The organism is Nonomuraea sp. NPDC049480 (assembly GCF_044465905.1).
In the GTDB taxonomy this organism is placed as follows: domain Bacteria; phylum Actinomycetota; class Actinomycetes; order Streptosporangiales; family Streptosporangiaceae; genus Nonomuraea.
In genome coordinates this window covers 48,067-64,401 of record NZ_JBITMD010000036.1, presented here as the reverse complement: position 1 = coordinate 64,401, position 16,335 = coordinate 48,067, and the positions used below count along the sequence as shown (strand labels likewise).

The 16,335-nt window shown below is 70.1% G+C and carries 18 protein-coding genes and 1 pseudogene; 14 read left to right on the top strand and 5 right to left on the bottom strand.

The features are described from left to right. Positions 1–101: 101 nt before the first annotated feature. From ACIBX3_RS54240 to ACIBX3_RS54180, 13 genes and pseudogenes are all read left to right on the top strand, one after another. Positions 102–1,319: an extracellular solute-binding protein gene (locus ACIBX3_RS54240; protein WP_397128645.1), complete on the top strand. Its 1,218-nt coding sequence runs from the start codon at positions 102–104 to the stop codon at positions 1,317–1,319. Between the two features lie 7 nt (positions 1,320–1,326). Beyond that, the gene (locus ACIBX3_RS54235) at positions 1,327–2,205 is read left to right on the top strand and encodes a carbohydrate ABC transporter permease (RefSeq protein ID WP_397128644.1); all 879 of its coding nucleotides are present in this window, start codon (positions 1,327–1,329) and stop codon (positions 2,203–2,205) included. Next, positions 2,192–3,016 carry a carbohydrate ABC transporter permease gene (locus ACIBX3_RS54230; RefSeq protein ID WP_397128643.1) on the top strand — a complete coding sequence of 275 codons (825 nt, stop codon included), beginning with the start codon at positions 2,192–2,194 and terminating at the stop codon, positions 3,014–3,016. The genes ACIBX3_RS54235 and ACIBX3_RS54230 overlap by 14 nt, the downstream gene beginning before the upstream one ends. A 19-nt stretch (positions 3,017–3,035) precedes the next feature. After that, complete coding sequence (locus tag ACIBX3_RS54225) at positions 3,036–4,481, top strand: glycoside hydrolase family 5 protein (protein ID WP_397128642.1); 1,446 nt, start codon at positions 3,036–3,038, stop codon at positions 4,479–4,481. Further along, the gene (locus ACIBX3_RS54220) at positions 4,478–5,719 is read left to right on the top strand and encodes an ROK family protein (protein WP_397128641.1); all 1,242 of its coding nucleotides are present in this window, start codon (positions 4,478–4,480) and stop codon (positions 5,717–5,719) included. The genes ACIBX3_RS54225 and ACIBX3_RS54220 overlap by 4 nt, the downstream gene beginning before the upstream one ends. Before the next feature lie 77 nt (positions 5,720–5,796). Beyond that, entirely contained in the window at positions 5,797–8,544 is a 2,748-nt protein-coding gene (locus ACIBX3_RS54215; protein WP_397128640.1) for an AAA family ATPase, read from the top strand. A 16-nt stretch (positions 8,545–8,560) separates the two neighbouring features. Beyond that, positions 8,561–8,626: pseudogene (locus ACIBX3_RS54210) on the top strand (hypothetical protein); the annotation flags it as partial. Between the two features lie 40 nt (positions 8,627–8,666). Continuing rightward, complete coding sequence (locus ACIBX3_RS54205) at positions 8,667–8,933, top strand: hypothetical protein (protein WP_397128691.1); 267 nt, start codon at positions 8,667–8,669, stop codon at positions 8,931–8,933. Then, entirely contained in the window at positions 8,861–9,160 is a 300-nt protein-coding gene (locus tag ACIBX3_RS54200; RefSeq protein WP_397128686.1) for a hypothetical protein, read from the top strand. Before ACIBX3_RS54205 ends, ACIBX3_RS54200 begins: the two co-directional genes overlap by 73 nt. Positions 9,161–9,248: 88 nt before the next feature. Next, the gene (locus ACIBX3_RS54195) at positions 9,249–9,482 is read left to right on the top strand and encodes an NAD-dependent epimerase/dehydratase family protein (RefSeq protein ID WP_397128639.1); all 234 of its coding nucleotides are present in this window, start codon (positions 9,249–9,251) and stop codon (positions 9,480–9,482) included. Between the two features lie 60 nt (positions 9,483–9,542). After that, entirely contained in the window at positions 9,543–9,866 is a 324-nt protein-coding gene (locus tag ACIBX3_RS54190) for an alpha/beta fold hydrolase (RefSeq protein WP_397128685.1), read from the top strand. 117 nt (positions 9,867–9,983) lie between these two features. Beyond that, entirely contained in the window at positions 9,984–10,238 is a 255-nt protein-coding gene (locus ACIBX3_RS54185) for a hypothetical protein (RefSeq protein WP_397128637.1), read from the top strand. Between the two features lie 88 nt (positions 10,239–10,326). Further along, on the top strand, positions 10,327–10,926 hold the full coding sequence (locus tag ACIBX3_RS54180) for a WhiB family transcriptional regulator (protein ID WP_397128636.1): 600 nt from the start codon (positions 10,327–10,329) through the stop codon (positions 10,924–10,926). A gap of 327 nt (positions 10,927–11,253) precedes the next feature. Here ACIBX3_RS54180 and ACIBX3_RS54175 read toward each other — a convergent pair whose 3' ends face one another. After that, complete coding sequence (locus tag ACIBX3_RS54175) at positions 11,254–11,655, bottom strand: hypothetical protein (RefSeq protein WP_397128634.1); 402 nt, start codon at positions 11,653–11,655, stop codon at positions 11,254–11,256. Between the two features lie 220 nt (positions 11,656–11,875). Then, positions 11,876–12,844 (bottom strand): patatin-like phospholipase family protein, encoded by a 969-nt coding sequence (locus tag ACIBX3_RS54170; protein ID WP_397128633.1) that lies wholly within the window; start codon positions 12,842–12,844, stop codon positions 11,876–11,878. A gap of 535 nt (positions 12,845–13,379) precedes the next feature. Here ACIBX3_RS54170 and ACIBX3_RS54165 point away from each other — a divergent pair. Then, positions 13,380–14,186, top strand: coding sequence for an alpha/beta fold hydrolase (locus tag ACIBX3_RS54165; RefSeq protein ID WP_397128684.1), 807 nt, complete (start codon positions 13,380–13,382; stop codon positions 14,184–14,186). A gap of 72 nt (positions 14,187–14,258) precedes the next feature. Here ACIBX3_RS54165 and ACIBX3_RS54160 read toward each other — a convergent pair whose 3' ends face one another. From ACIBX3_RS54160 to ACIBX3_RS54150, 3 genes are all read right to left on the bottom strand, one after another. Continuing rightward, on the bottom strand, positions 14,259–14,897 hold the full coding sequence (locus ACIBX3_RS54160; RefSeq protein ID WP_397128632.1) for a hypothetical protein: 639 nt from the start codon (positions 14,895–14,897) through the stop codon (positions 14,259–14,261). Beyond that, the gene (locus ACIBX3_RS54155; RefSeq protein ID WP_397128631.1) at positions 14,794–15,204 is read right to left on the bottom strand and encodes a hypothetical protein; all 411 of its coding nucleotides are present in this window, start codon (positions 15,202–15,204) and stop codon (positions 14,794–14,796) included. Before ACIBX3_RS54155 ends, ACIBX3_RS54160 begins: the two co-directional genes overlap by 104 nt. Positions 15,205–15,393: 189 nt before the next feature. Next, positions 15,394–16,335 (bottom strand): carbamate kinase, encoded by a 942-nt coding sequence (locus ACIBX3_RS54150; RefSeq protein ID WP_397128630.1) that lies wholly within the window; start codon positions 16,333–16,335, stop codon positions 15,394–15,396.

The following is a 16,335-nucleotide window of genomic DNA, read 5'->3' as shown; positions in this document are numbered from 1 at the left end:
GGGCCCCTCCTTGACCTCTGACAGTTGCGATGATGCATCCTCTGGACGTACTTTGACTACGGCTTAGGCTAAGCCAATTAGAAAACACACGGGAGGCGTGTGTGAGACTCCGATTACCGATCGTCGTCGCGGCCCTGTTCACACTCGCCGCCTGCTCCGGCTCCCCATCCGGCGGAGCCAAGGAGCTGACCGTCTGGATCATGGGTGACAGCGCGGCCCGATTCCAGCAGCTCGTCAAGCCGTTCACCGACCGCACCGGCATCGCCGTCGACGCCGTCGCCATCCCGTGGGACTCCGCCGACCAGAAGTTCACCACCGCCGTGGCCTCTGGCCAGGGACCCGACGTCCTGCAGATCGGCCTGTCGAAGCTGCGTACGTTCGCCGATTCGAAAGCCCTGCTCACGCTCGATGACCAGATGCTGAAAAGCCATCCCGGTCTCGCCACCGCCAACTTCCTCGACGGCGTCGCCACGTCCGCCGCCGGCGGCGCGCAGGTGAGCGTCCCATGGGTGAGCGACACCCGCGTGCTGTTCTACCGCAGCGACCTCCTCGCCGCCGCGGGCCTCACCAGGCCTCCGGCGACCTGGGACGAGGTCCGAGCGTACGCCAAGACGCTCGCCGGCCGAGGCGAGGGCCGGTACGGCTTCTACATCCCGCAGTGGGACAACGCGCTGCCCGTCATCATGACCTGGACCCAGGGCGGCACGATCGTCGGCGCCGACGGCCAGGTCGACTTCGACACTCCCGCCTTCCACCGGGCCGTCGACATCTACACCGGCATGTACGCCGACCGCAGCGTCCCCGTCAACACCGAATTCGACCAGGTCCAGGGCTTCGTCTCCGGCGCGATCCCCATGCTCGTCTCCGGCCCCTACCTGGCCGGCGCGCTCTCCGAGGCGGCGCCGCAGCTCGACGGCAAGTGGTCGGTCGCCCCGATTCCCGGCGGCGCCGCCCACACCTCCCTGCTGGCCGGCTCGAACCTGGGCGTCTGGGGCTCCACCGACAACCGCGACGGCGCGCTCCAGCTCCTCGCCTACCTCTCCCAGCCGCAGACCCAGCTCACCTGGTACGAGCTCGACGACCAGCTCCCGGTGACGAAGGCCGCGCTCGCCGACCCGAAACTCGCCTCCGACCCGCTCGTCTCGGTGTACGCCCGGCAACTGAAGGACGCCAAGCCGCTGCCGCCGGTGCCCAACTGGGACGGTGAGACCGGGAAGGCTCTCCTCGACGCGCTGAACTCCATCGTCCTGACCGGCGCGAACCGCGAAACCGCCCTCCAGGGCCTGTACGCGGCGACCAGCGGCACGCCGGCGAGCTGAGCCCGCCATGAAACCCGCCCTCGCCCCGTACGCCTTCGTCGCCCCGGCCGTACTCCTGCTGCTGGCCTTCGGAGTCCTGCCGATCCTGATCGCGGTGCCGGTCAGCCTCACCGACCTGAACCTGTCCGGCCTGGTCGACCGGTCCGCGATCGAATTCGTCGGCCTGGACAACTACCGCAGGCTGTTCGCCGACCCCGGCTTCTGGCAGGCGCTCACCAACACGGGGATCTTCGCGCTGCTCGGCGTCCCTGCCGTGATCGTCATCTCGTTCGCCGTCGCGCTGCTGCTGCACCGCAGCGAGAACCGTTTCTTCCGCGCGCTGCGGGCGTTCTACTTCGTCCCGGCCGTCACCGCGATCGTCGCGGTATCGCTCGTGTGGGGCTACATCTACAACACGCAGTTCGGCCTGCTCAACCATCTGCTGTCGTTCGCCGGGCTGCCGCCGGCGCAGTGGCTCAGCGACCCGGTGCTGGTGAAGTTCTCCGTCGCGTTCGTCGCCGTCTGGCGCGGCACGGGATTGAACATCATCATTTTCCTCGCCGCGTTGAAGGCCATCCCCCAGGAGTACCTGGAGGCCGCGGATATCGACGGCGCCTCGGGAGCACGCAAGATCGTCTCGATCGTGATCCCGCTGCTGCGGTTCGCGTTCCTCTTCGTCGCCGTCACCACGGTCATCGGCTGGCTGCAGTTCTTCGACGAGCCGTTCGTCCTCACCAAGGGCGGGCCGCTCGGCGAGTCGACCAGCATGTCCCTGTTCCTGTACCAGGAGGGGTTCTCCGCCGGCCAGTTCGGCTACGCCGGGGCCGGGACCCTGGTGCTCTTCCTGATCATCGCCGGGGTGACCCTCCTGCAGGTGCGCGCGCGGAGGTTCGATGCGGCTCGCTAGCGCGCGCGGTCTGACCGCGGTCATCGGCGCCGTCCTCGGCGCTGGGGCGCTGCTGACCGCGTTCCCGTTCCTCTGGATGGTCTCCGGCTCGGTGAAGCCGCGCTCTGAGTCGGTCGCTCACCCGCCCCTGCCGCTGCCGCAGGAGCCGACGTTCGAGAGCTTCGCGCGGTTGTTCGGCGAGCTGGACTTCGGCCGCTACCTGGTCAACACGATCGCGGTCGTGCTGACCAGCATGGCGGGGGTGCCGCTGATGGCGATGGCCGGTTACGGGTTCGCCAAATTCCGCTTCCGTGGCCGTGGCGTGCTGTTCTTCCTGGTGCTGGCCACGATGATGGTCCCGGTTCAGGTGACCATGATTCCCACCTATCTCATCCTCAACGGCATGCGACTGACCGACACCCTGATCGGCATCGCGCTGCCCGGGCTGGTGTCGGGGTTCGGCGTCTTCCTGTTCCGGCAGTTCATGTCCACCGTTCCGACCGAGATGATCGAGGCCGCGCGCATCGACGGGGCCGGCGAGGCACGGATCTTCTGGCGGATCGTCCTGCCGCTGTCCAGGCCGATCATGGCCGTCCAGATCATCCTGACCTTCATCGGCGCCTGGAACAGCCTCCTGTGGCCGCTCCTCATCGCGGGCGACGAACGGCTCTACACCCTGTCGGTCGGGTTGGCGCTGCTGAACCGGCAGATCGCGACCAACCCGTCGCTCCAGATGGCCGGCTCGACCCTCATGGTCGTGCCCGTCCTGATCGTCTTCATCATCTGCCAGCGCCACATCGTGCGGGGATTCACCCTGTCCGGCCTCAAATAACACGAAAGCAAGGATGTTCATGACACATCGCTTCACCGGCTTCGTCCGCGCCGACGGCCCCCGGTTGGTCGACGGCTCCGGCGCCCCACTGCTGCTGCGTGGCGTAGGGCTCGGCAACTGGCTGCTCGCCGAGGGCTACATGTGGAAGTTCGGTGACGAATTGAGTTCGGCCCGCCAGATCGAGCGACGGGTGCAATCCCTTGTCGGCCCCGACAGAGCCGCCGAGTTCTGGGCCCGGTTCCGGGGCACGTACATCACGGAGCAGGACATCGCCGCCATCGCCGGCTTGGGCTTCGACCACGTCAGGCTGCCGCTCAACTCCCGCGGCCTCGTGAACGACGACGGCGCCTTCCTCGGCGGGTTCGCCCACATCGACGACCTTCTGCGCTGGTGCGAGACCCACGGCCTGTGGGTGCTGCTCGACCTGCACGGCGCGCCGGGCGGGCAGACGGGCACCAACATCGACGACTCCCCCAACGGCAAGCCCGAACTGTTCATGGACGAGCGTTACCGGCGGCTGACCATCCACCTGTGGGAGGAGATCGCCCGCCGCTACCGGGACAACCCGGTCGTGCTCGGCTACGACCTGCTGAACGAGCCGCTGCCGAACGAGTGGCAGCACATCTACCAGGCCGAACTCGTCGCCCTCTACCGCGACCTGACCGCCGCGATCCGTGCGATCGACCCGAACCACCTGATCATCTACGAGGGCTCGCACTGGGCGACGAACTGGTCCATCTTCACCGAGGTGCTCGACCCCAACTCCGCGCTGCAGTTCCACCGGTACTGGTGCCCGCCCGACCGCTCCAGCATCCAGGAGTACCTCGACGTACGCGACCGCCTCGGACTGCCCATCTACATGGGCGAAGGCGGCGAGAACACGCCGGAGTGGATCTACACCGCCCACCGTCTGTACGAGCAGCACGAAATCGGCTGGAACTTCTGGCCGTGGAAGAAGCTCGACACCCTGACCTCCCCCGTCTCCGCCGAGCCGCCGCGCGGCTGGGAGCTGATCGCCGGCCCGCGCGCGAGCATGGAGCCCGACCGGGCCTGGGCCATCCTGCAGGACTTCCTCGACGCCGTCACGCTGCCGGCCTGCGGGCGACGCCCGGAGGTCGTCAACGCCGTGTTCGGGCGCGCCCCGCTGCGGATCCCCGCGTGGGGCTTCATCGACGAGTCCCCGCTGTTCCGGGACCGGTTCGCCGGCTTCGGCGGCAATGGCATCTGGCACCGCTCCTCAGGCCGGCCGTACGCGGAGGCGGAGCTGATGCCCATGACCGTCCACACCGGGGAGGAGCTGCACTTCCCTCTCGACATCCGACCCTGCGGGTGGCAGGCGGACGCCGACGAGCCGGACGCGTTCGAGATCTCCTGGCGACAGGACCGGCTGGTGGCCCGTGCGACCAGGACCGCGCGGCTGCGCGCACTCAACGTGACCGTCACAGAATCGAAGCAGGAATCATGAGCGGCGAACCCGGAAGCGGAAGGCCCAAGCTCTCGCTTCCAGAGGTGTCGACGGTCACCACCCTGCGGCAGCGGAATCGGGCACTGGCGCTCAAGCAGGTGATCCTCGCCCAGGAGACCACGCGGGCCACCATCGCACGGGACAGCGGCCTGTCCACCGCCTCGGCCGGCAATCTCGTCGCCGAGCTGATCGCCGCGGGACTCGTCGAGGAGCGCGGATCGGTGTCCTCGCACGGAGGCCGCCCGATCACGCTCATCGGTCCTCGCGCCGAGAGCGCGATCACCATTGGGGCCGACATCGGTGAGCGCGGCGTCGCGGTGGAGCTGTTCGACCTGGCGATGCACCGGATCGACCGCGAGTTCCGCGGCGGCGCCAAAGAGGAGAGCCCGGAACAGATAGGTGACGACATCCATGAGGCGCTGCGGGCACTGCGCGGCCGCAACGCCGAGCGGTGGCCGACCCTGCTCGGTGTCGGCCTCGGCCTGCCTGGCGTGGTCGAGACCGCCCCGGACGGGAGCCAGATGCTCTACGCCCAGAGCCTCGGATGGCCGCCCGTCCCCGTTCGCTCCCTGTGCGATCTCGGGGGTGTCCCCGTCCTCGCCGAGAACGGCGCGAAGATGCAGGCCAGGGCTGAGATGTGGTTCGGCAGCGCCCGCGGCGCGGACCACGCCCTGGTCGCCCTCCTCGGCAGAGGCGTCGGGCTCGGCATCGTCAGCGCCGGCCAGGTGGCCTACGGCTCACGCTCCAGCGCCGGGGAGTGGGGGCACATGGTGATCGAGCGCGGTGGCCGCCTCTGCCGGTGCGGCAACCGGGGGTGTGTCGAGGCCTACATCGGCTCCGACGCGATCTTGTCAGCCTGGAAGGACACCGGAGGGGTGTTCGAGGGCACCGGCTGGCGCGCCATCGGCGCGCTCATCGCCGCGGCGCACCAGGGCGACCCCGCCGCGAGCACGATCGTCGACGAGATCATCGACTGCTTGGGGGTCGCGCTGGGCGGCATGGTCAACCTGACCAACCCCGAACGCATCGTCATCGGCGGCTGGGTCGGCCTGCGGCTCATGGAGTCACTGGGCGAGCGCATCACCGCCGCCGTCAAGAAGTACAGCCTGTCCAGGCCAGGGGACCAGTTCCAGCTGCTGGTCGCCAAGTTCGGGGGCGACGCCGTGGCCACCGGCTCGGCGCTGCTGCCACTCGAAGCACTCATTGCCGCAGATCCCGCAGAAAGGGGACCACGTTGACCGGCTTACGCGATGTGGCCTTGTCCCACGCACGACGTTCCCGGGACCCGCGTCCTGTCCACCGCAGGCTCGTCCCCGTGTTGAACTCCCGGCGTGCCGTGTGTGACACGCTGGACCAGCTGGTGGTGGCGGTCCGCTCGGGCGAGAGCCGATCGCTGGTGCTGCGCGGGGAGCCGGGCGTGGGCAAGTCGGCCCTGCTCGAATACCTGATCGCGCAGGCCGGCGGCATTCGTGTGCTGCGAGCGGCGGGCGTCCGGTATGAGATGGAGCTGCCGTACGCGGCGATGCATCAGCTTTGCGCGCCGCTGATGGAGGGGCTCCACCGGCTGCCAGAGCCGCAGCGCGACGCGCTGGGCATCGCGTTCGGCCTGCGCTCCGGGCCGCCGCCCGACCGGTTCCTGGTGAGCCTCGCCGTCCTGACCATGCTCGCGAACGCGGCTGACGAACAACCGCTGATGTGCGTGATCGAAGACGCGCAGTGGCTCGACAACGCCTCGGCACAGGTGCTCGCGTTCGTCGCGCGCCGGCTCACCACCAAGGCGGCGTGCGTGTTCGCGGTCCGAGGCGATGAGGCACGCCACCTGTCCGGCCTGCCGGAGCTGGTGGTCGGAGGTCTGCGAGACGAGGAGGCGCTGGCGTTGATCCGCTCGGTGCTGCCCAGCCCCTTGGACCGGCCGGTACAGGAGCGGATCGTCGCCGAAGCGCACGGCAATCCGCTGGCGCTGCTGGAACTGCTGGACGGAATGGCGCCCGCCGAGCTCGCGGGCGGCTTCGGCCTGCCGGACGTCCAGGCGCCGCCGACGTTGATCGAGGACGGCTTCCTGCGGCGCCTGGAGCCGCTGCCTCCGGACACGCGCCTGCTGCTGCTGATCGCCGCCGCCGACCCGCTCGGTGACCTGGTCCTGGTGTGGCGGGCGGCGGCGCGGCTCGGAATCGGCGCTGTCGCGGCGGCCCCCGCAGTGGCAGCAGACCTGTGCGAGTTCGTCACCCGCGTACGCTTCAGCCACCCGCTGGTGCGTACGGCGGTGTACCGGGCCGCGGGAAAGGCCGAACGCAGGCGGGCGCATCACGCGCTGGCCGAGGCGACAGACGCCGATGTCGCGCCCGACCGCCGAGCCTGGCACCGCGCGCACGCCGCGGCCGAGGCCGACGAGCAGATCGCCGCCGATCTGGAGCGCTCAGCCATGCGCGCGCAGGCGCGAGGCGGCCTGGCCGCGGTGGCCGCGTTCCTCCAGCGGGCCACCGAGCTGACCCCCGAACCGGCCCGCCGTGCGGAACGCGCCCTGGCCGCCGCCCGGGCCAAGCACGAGGCCGGCGCGCCGGACGCCGCGTCGGGGCTCGTCGGGATGGCGCTCGCGGGGCCGCTCGACGAAAGGCAGCGTGCTCGGGCGACCCTGCTGCAGGCCGAGATCGCCTTCACCGCCAACCGCGGGGACGCCTCTCCTCGGATGCTGCTCGACGCCGCGCGGCAGCTCGAGCCGCTGGACCCGGCACTGGCTCGCGACACCTACCTGGAATTTCTGGCCGCGGCGATCTTCGCCGGTCGGATGGCGGTCGGCGACGCAAACCTGTGTGCCGCCGCGGCAGCCGTAAAAGCCGCACCCGCCGCACCGGAACCCGCCCGTCCGCAGGATTTCCTCCTCGACGGACTGGCGTTGCTCTTCACCGCCGGCCCAGACCCTGCGGCGCCGGAGCTGCGCCGCGCCGTGACCGCCTTCGTCGATCACGCGGTCTCCACCAGAGAGGAGCTCCGGCGGCTCTGGCTGGCGTTCACCGGCGCCGTGGCGCTGTGGGACGACGATGCCTGCCGTGCTTTGGCCGACCGCCATCTCTCCCTGGCGCGTGACATCGGCGCGCTCGCGGAACTGCCGCTGGCCCTCAGCTCGCGAATCACCGTGCACCTCTTCGAGGGCGAGCTCGCGAAGGCGGAGTCGCTGGGCGCCGAAGTGCAGGCGATCACCGCGGCGACCGGATTGCGCGTCACCGATATCGGCGCGCTCGCGCTGGCCGCGTGGCGCGGGCACGAAGCCGAGGCCGAAGCGCTGATCCGGACGATCGCGGACGAGGCCGCCGCCCGCGGAGAGGGAGCCGGGCTGACGGTCGCCGACTGGGCCAGCGCCATGCTGTACAACGGTCTGGGTCGCTTTGACCTGGCACTCGACGCGGCCGAGCGGGCCTGCGCAGATCCGCCCGCACCGGGTGCCCCGAGCCAGTGGGCTCCCGCCGAGCTGGTGGAGGCCGCCGTCCGCAGCGGCGAGCACGAACTCGCCCGCCGAGCCGTCGAGCAGCTCGCGCGTAGTGCCCAGGCAGGGCGGGGCGACTGGGCCGCCGGGGTCGTGGCACGGGCGCGGGCACTGGTCAGCGACGAGGGTGCGGCCGAGGAGCTGTATCGGGAGGCGATCGAGCGGCTGGGGCGTACGCGGCTGCGTCCCGACCTGGCCCGAGCCCATCTCCTCTACGGTGAATGGCTGCGCGGACAACAGCGCGGGCTCGAAGCGCGCCAGCAGCTCCGTACCGCGTACCGGCTCTTCTCGACGATGGGGATGACGGCCTTCGCCGAGCGTACGGCGCGGGAACTGCGGGCCACAGGGGAGAGCGCGCAGCGTGGCGCACCGGCGGGTGCCGATCTCACCCCGCGCGAAGGGCAGATCGCGCGGCTCGCCGCCAAGGGGCTCACCAACTCCGAGATCGGCAGCCAGTTGTTCGTGAGCCCGCGCACGGTCGAGTACCACCTGAGCAAGATTTTCGCCAAGCTGGACATCACTTCGCGCAGTCAGCTCGAACCCGCTTTGATCCAGGAGCACTCCGGCTGCCGGGCCAGCTAGCCGGCCCGTCACCCTCGTGTCCGAAGCGGCACGGGGCGAGGGCGGAATCCTGCGCAACCAGCTCGGCGAACGGTTCATGTCCCGGTACGACCAGGAGCGGATGGAGTTGTCCACGCGCGACCGTGTCGCGCTGGCCGCGGCCGCCTCGCGTCTACCAGACCCTCCTGGAACTGCAGATGCTCGACATCACCAAGGCGCCGATCGAGATCGCGCCGACCGCGCACTACTCGATGGGCGGGGTGTGGGTGCGGCCGGAGGACCACGGCACGGGGGTCGACGGCCTGTACGCGAGGCGCTCGGCGCGGCACGGGCGGAGGTGGACGGACTCCTCGCCGCCGACGGCCCCGAGAACGTGCGGGCACTGCAGCGAGCCCTGCGCGACATCATGACGGAGCATGCCGGGGTGGTGCATGACGAGAGCGGCCTGCTGAAAGGCCTCGCCGAACTCACCGCGGTGGAGGCGCGCATCGACGACGTAGGCGTGCACCCGGACCTCGCCGGCTTCCAGGTGTGGTCCGGTTCCGGATCCGTGGAAGGAGAGGCCATCCCGCCGATTCCGGCCGAGATCGCGGCGCTCATGCGCGAGGTCTCGACCGCCGGAAAGCTCGCCGAGTAGTGACTGTCACAGGCCCGGAGGCTGCCCGGTCTCAGCTGGTGACCCGGTTGGCAACGGATGCCGCCGGCGGACAGGGAGAAGAATCGGTATGAAGATCGTAGTGGTTGGCGGGACCGGTCTGATCGGGTCGAAGCTGGTGGCCAAGCTGGGCGAGCACGGCCATGAGGCGGTGGCGGCGGCACCGGACACCGGCGTCGACACACTGACCGGCGAGGGGCTGGCCGAGGTGCTGGCGGGTGCGCAGGTGGTCGTCGACGTGTCGGACTCGCCGTCGTTCGAAAGGGCCGCCGTCCCGCACGCACGCTACTTCAGCGCGAACTGAGCGAGCGGTCGCTGGTGCCGGTGAACGACGGCGCCCCCCTGGGCAGAATCGCCACCGGGACTGGCTCGACACGAACGGCAAGTAGTTGCGTACAAGGGTCGACCGGGTGGCCGGCGGTGCCGGGCAAACCCAGCGGCCGGTGACCGAACGGGCGCTGACCGACCCCTGACCGCGCACGAACCCGCCTGGCGCACCATCCCGTCCTGGTTCGTTCACGGCGAGCGCGACCTCAACATCCCGGCCGCGGCCCTGCGCTTCATGGCCGAACGCGCCGGCTCCCGCAGCACCCGCGAAATTCCCGGCGCCTCGCACGCGGTTATCGTCTCCCAGCCCGACGCCGTGGCCGCCGCCATCCTCGACGCCGTCGACCACGTTCAGAAGTGATACCCCGTGCGTGATCCCCGGCGGGCCGCGCCGATTGGGCCCCATCCGGCGCCTGACTCACCTGCCGGCCCCTCGCACGTTCATTCGCCTGGTCGGGCGAACCCCTTCGGAGGAAAGATGAGTCGTCCCATCGGTGAGAGCAACTTTCTGCACGAGCTCAAGGCCGTGGTCGCGGTCGAGCTGACCATGGCCGAGGTGAGCCACTCGCAGAACCCCCCAGACCTGCCTGTCGGCGAGTGGCTGCTCGATCCCATCGAGACTGAGCGCGCGCAGGTGGGGATGCGCGGCATTTTGGCCGCGATCACGGAGCTGGAGAACGGCGCCCCGTTCCGGCCCGCCACCGGCCGGGACCAGATGCGGGGGCGGCCGTGATGCCGAACCTGTCCACCGCCCCGCCCGAACTGGAAGGCAAGATCGTCACTCCCGAGGATCCTCGGTATTCCTGCTGCGCTCCACGCACATGAGGGTGGCCGAACCCGCGCTCATCCTGCTTCCCGAGAGCACCGCCGAGGTGGTCGCCGCGCTGCGCTTCGCCCGCGATCGGGACCGGCCCGTGACCGCGCGCAGCGGAGGGCATGGCCTGTCCGGGCACGCCGCCAACGATGGCGGCGTGGTCGTCGGCCTGTCCGCGCTGAACCGGGTCGAGGTGATCGACCGACGCCGGCGGCTGGTCCGGGTGCAAGACCTCCTGCCCGATGTACGACACGGTCGTGCAGGCCCTCGCCGCCGTCCCAGCCAACAGAATCACCCCATCGTTCACAAGGTGAAAATCATGACCACCCAGCAGATTCACCAGCACCGGGACGCCCGATCCCCTCGAGACTGGGCCGCCCGCGCCGCCTGCCAGGACACGGACCCCAGCCTGTTCTTCCCGATCACGTGGGACGGACATCCCGGTCATCCCGAAGAGCGGGCGCGGCGCATCTGCCACGCCTGCCCCGTGCAGGCGGCCTGCCTCGACTGGGCCCTGAGCACCGGCGAACCGGACGGCGTGTGGGGTGGCACCACCCCGGAGGAGCGCCGCCGCATACGCTCCCGCCAACGGCTGGCCACGGCCTGACCGCGACCGATGCGGGGCGGGCTGGAACGCGCGACGTCGCCGCCGTCCTGCTGGCCGGGGTGACCGCGGCGTGGTCGCCGCCGCTGCCGGGCAGAGCCTCCAGGAGTTGGTGGCGAGAGGTGATGGCGATCCACCTACGTGCGGTTTCGCCGGTAATCTGCAGTTCGCGGCTGGCGCGCCCGGCGAACGCCTGCATCCCGATTGCGGCGAAGATGTCGCGCGCGGTGCGCGACTGCGCTCACGCATCGGTCCGTCGGTGTTCGCGGCGCAGCCACTCACCGTAGAGCAGATGCGCGCGGGCGAGTTCGGGCTGAAAACCGGTGCGGCTCAGCCGGTTGACCGCCTCGCGATACCAGCGCTCGGCGTCCTCGCCATCGCTGAGCAGCGCTCGTGAACGCGCATAGATCCCCTGCCCCAGTCGGTCGGGGCGATGCCGGTCGTCTCGGCCAGCCGGCGGAACGCCTCCGCGGCCAGCTCGGTCTGCCCGGTTCTGCTGGCCGCCTCGATCAGCTCGGGAAGCGCCCACGTGGAGATATGCAGGGGCGCCTCCTGAGCGGCTTGCGCCTCGGCGAGGGCTTTCTCGTAACTGCCGAGCCCGTTGTAGAGGATGGCGGCCACCCACTGCGGAAATCGCACTCCTACCCCATGACCGGTAGCTCGGGCATCCGCGATCACGCCCTCGATCAGCGGGATGGCCTCGGCTTCCGCCCCTCGGAATCCGGCGAGCATCACGGCTCCGGTGGGGGCGTGGCGGGTCCCTGTCGCCGCAGCGATCGCCTTTCCCTCAGCGACGTGGCCTCCGCGAAATCGCCGCGCCAGGCCGAGAAGACGGCCATCGACCGCACCAGATCACCCGTATCGTGACCGGCATCGGCGGATCGGCCGGCGGCCGGTCAGCCTCGGGAGGTGACGTTCCCGCGCATCGGGATGTTGAGGAACGCGACGGCGCTCACTGGCCGGCCCCCGCCCCGGTAGCGCGCCGCGCCTTGCTCCGGCCGGCGGATGTCGCGGCAGGATCATCGGCCCGGTACAAGCCGGGCCCGTTGACGCGCAACCCGTCGAGAAAGCGGCCCGCCGCATGGGCAGCGGTGACGATCAGCCGCTGAGAGTGCCGGAAGTCCCATGGGGCAGGCCAGATCTCGATGCCGGTCGGCACCACGACGGTCGGAATCTGCCGAGACACCTCGTGCAGATCGCGTTCGATCTGCTGGCGCGTGAGCAACATCCCGGCCCGGGCGGCGACCGCGCCAGCCCACCGGGGAGGGTCGGCCGGGCGCGGCCGCGAGCTTTCTGGCCCGACCGACAGCACCACGACGCTGGCCGCCCCTGCCTGGTGGGCCGCTCGAACCGGAACATAGGCGATCACCCCGCCGTCCACGAGCCTGCGGCCTTCCCGATCCACCGGAGGCAGGACTCCCGGGATGGCCGCGCTGGCCAGCAGCGCGGACTCGAGATCTCCGTGGTCGAGCAGCGCCTGAGCGCCGGTGGCCAGATCCGTCGCCACCGCGGTGAAGGGGATCTCGAGCTCTTCGATCCGGGCCGGTAACCCCGCCTGCGCGATCAGCCGGCGCAGGCCGCTGTCGGCGAAGATGCTGGACCGCGAGGACAGGAAGCCGAGCGGGAACACCTCACGGCGACGCAGCCGGGTCCACACGTGATCCAACCAGGCTGCGGCCCGGCCGGGGTGGGCGGCCATGATCGCCCCGTTGAGAGCGCCCACCGAAGTTCCGACGATCAGATCAGGGATGAATCCGCGCTGCTCCAACGCATACCCCACGCCGACGTGCGCGGCCCCGAGCACTCCCCCGCCCCCGACCACCGCGGCCACGGGACGGGGCAGGGCGCGCAAGCCCACCGGTTCGAGGCCCTCGTCCGGCCGGATCGGCGACGGTGCGCGGGTCCCCTCATGGCCCGTCATGGCCCGCCGCCTCCCGCCGCCCCGACCACCCGCCGTGGGCCGGGGAAACCGGAGAAGCCGATCTCCGGCGATGTGTCATCCGCATGGTCCGCCTCTCTCGCCACCGCACCGAATCGGATACGTTCCGCAGCTAAAGACCGGGTGGTCACCCATGGCGTGACACTTCCGGCAGGGCTCTCGGTGGAACAGGCCGCGGGTGGGGTGACGGACGGTGAACAGGTTGAAGACGTGAAAGCCGATGATGACGAGCGCCATCGTGCCCGCGCCGCCGGCCTGACCTCCGTGACACGGTCAAAGTGCCTCCGTCGACGCGGTGGGCGTCACACGGCGGGGCTGGTGTCCGGTCTTACACACGAGTCGACTTCACGCGCTCGACTCCGACTCCGGCTGACACGCTGACTGATGTGTCCTCGGCACGAACCATCTCGGGCTTGCCGGCCGCCGGAGCCGCCCATCCCATACGGAACAGGACAAAACCATGACCAGTCCCCCCACTCGCGTAATCCTCCGCGCCAAGAGACGCTCCTTGACCCTGGTGCCCGCTCTCGCTGTGGTCGCTCTCATCCTGGCGAGCCTCAACCCCGCGCAGAGCGCCGCCGCCCAGGGCAGCCGGTCGCACACGGCGAAGCCCACCATCGTGCTCGTGCACGGAGCCTGGGCCGACGCCTCGAGCTGGAATCGAGTCATCCCCAGGCTCCAGAACGACGGATACACCGTCAGGGCGATCGCCAACCCGCTGCGCTCACTCTCGGGCGACGCCGCGTCCGTGCAAGCCTTCCTGAAAACACTCACAGGACCGATCGTCCTCGTCGGCCACTCCTACGGAGGAGCCGTGATCACCAACGCGGCGACCGGAAACCCCACCATCAAGGCACTCGTCTACATCAACGCCTTCGCACCCGACGCCGGCGAATCGGCGACCTCACTCGCGGGACCGGACTCCGCCCTGTCGGTCCCCGACCCCACCACCGTGTTCGACCTCGTTCCCCCCACCCTCCCGCCCACCGCCGACACCGACCTGTACCTCAAAACGCCGACCATCATGACGTCGTTCGCGAACGGCCTGAGCACCGACGACAAAGCCATCGTGGCCGCCACCCAGCGACCGGCCACACTCGGAGCACTCAACGAGCCCTCAGGAACCCCCGCCTGGCAAACGATCCCATCCTGGAACCTCATCGGCACCAAAGACCGGATCATCCCCCGCAGCGCCCAACGCACCATGGCCGAGCGAGCCCACTCCACCATCATCGAATACGACGCCGGCCACCTCGGCCTCATGACTGACCCCAGGACCATCACACACGTGATCAAGCAGGCCGCGAGAGCGAGCCTTCACTAGCAGGATCCGGCCAGGGCACCGAGCCATCACGGCTCGGTGCCCTGATGCTTGTCCGGCGGTAGCGGCACCGTTTCAAGGACCTGATGAACGCTCCTCCGAGCTCCGCCGTGTGCTCACAGCCCCCCGCCACGGCTCGAGCGCCAAGGCCGCGTACTGGGCGAAGAACCGGCTGCCTGTCACCTCATCGATCGTCACCGCCTCGGCGCCGGCGAGCTCGCCGGCGAGTGCGCGATTGCACACGAGCCTATGGAGAGCCGACGGCAGCACCGGCAGAGCCTCCGTCTGGCGGGCCAGGTCGACCAATCGCGCCGAGAGCACCGACCATCTGTCGAAGTCCCAGACGTTATGAGCGACGCGGCACGCGAACGAGAGCCAGCCCAGGCCCTCCTCCCTGGAGATCTCGTCGTCACGGAAGGACTCCAGGGACCGCAGCACCATCGGCACGCCCGACGGGCAGCCCTCAGTGGCCACCACGGCCACGCCGTTCAGGAACAGATCATTGCGCTTCGGTGGCGGCCCCGGTGGTGCGGCGAGCGTCGCCCTGGCGATGTCCGCCAGGTGAGGGCCGTTCGGCAGCCGGCCGGCCATGATGGCCGCGAGCAGCGCGTCATGGTAGGCCTCGCGGGCCAATCCGGCGTCCAGCGGCTTCAGCCGGCTGGCGGCCTTGAGCAGCAGCGGCAGGGCGGCACTGGCGCTGGTGGAGGCGAACACGATCTGACCGCAGCCGGGTGCCGATGGTGATGAGTCCCTCCGCTGCGGCCGGGGCCGCGGCGGCCAGGTCGACGCCCAGCAGCGCCGTCTTGCCGATGCCGGCCTCACCGCGCAGGACCAGCACCGAGTTGTGGCCGGCCTGCACCGTCGCCACGAGCTGGTCCAGCGTCGTGCACTCAAACTGCCGGCCGTGCAGCCGCGACCTAGGATTCCTGCCGGCATCAGCCTGCCCGGCCGGAACCGTGGAGCCCGCGTCGCTGGTCTGCCCGGTGTCGTCTCTGTAAGACTGCGACAGGTTGATGCTCACCGTCTCCGCGCCCCTCACACAGCATCTCCGGTGGTGCCACTGCGTTCACGGTCGCTGCTGGGACCCCTCCATCGCGCCCGGGGAGACCCTGGTCCGTCCCTGGCCCCACGATCGTGGGGTGCCAGGGTAGTGATCACGAAGGCTTGATCAATGAAGAAGCTCCCGATGCGGTGAAGGTGTCGAACATGATCATCCTGTCCTCCTCGGCACGCCTGCTGGATCGGCCTGCGCCGTGATAGTGGTTCCCGCCGTGCCGGCGAACACTGCGGACGCCTCCCGCAGCGCTCCGATCGCGGCCGGCCGTCCGGTCGCGGTGACGAACTGGATACAAGCGTCGATCTTCGGCGCCATCGACCCGGCCGGAAACCGCATGGCGCGTAACTCGTCGACGTCCGCTGCGGGCAGCGGTTGCTCCTGGGGAGTGCCGAAGTCACGCCGTACGGCGTCGACGTCGGTGAGCACCACGAGACGGTCGGCTCCCAGTTCGATCGCCAGCAACGCCGCCGTGAGGTCCTTGTCGACGACGGCCTGAGCGCCCTCCAATCGCCCGCCGTCCCGGGTGAGGACCGGCACTCCGCCCCCGCCGCCGCAGATCACGGTCGTGCCGCCGGCCACCAGTTGCCGGATGGTGGGTAGTTCGATGATCCGGCGGGGCTGCGGCGACGCGACGACCCGTCGCCAGGCGCCACCGTCCCTGGCGACGGTCCACCCGTGCTGCAGCGCGAACCTGCGGGCCACCGGCTCCGGGTAACTCTGACCGACGAACTTCGTGGGAGAGCGGAATGCTGGATCGTCCGCGTCGACCTCGGTCTGCGTGACTATCGTGACGGCCGGCCGGGCCATGCCCGCGTTGCCCAGTTCCTGTGCCAGCCAGTATCCGATCATGCCCTGGGTCTGGGCGCCGAGCGTGTCGAGCGGGAACGGGTGGGTCAGCGCCGGGTCGTTCTCGCTCTCGACGGCCAGCATCCCGATCTGCGGCCCGTTGCCGTGACAGAGCACCAGCGTGTGCTCGGTCGCGAGCGGGGCCAGCGCCCGGGCGGCGGAGCGCACATGCTGCCGCTGCACCCCCGCATCCGGGCGTTCGCCTCGCTCGAGCAGGGCGTTGCCGCCCAACGCGACGACGAGCAGCAT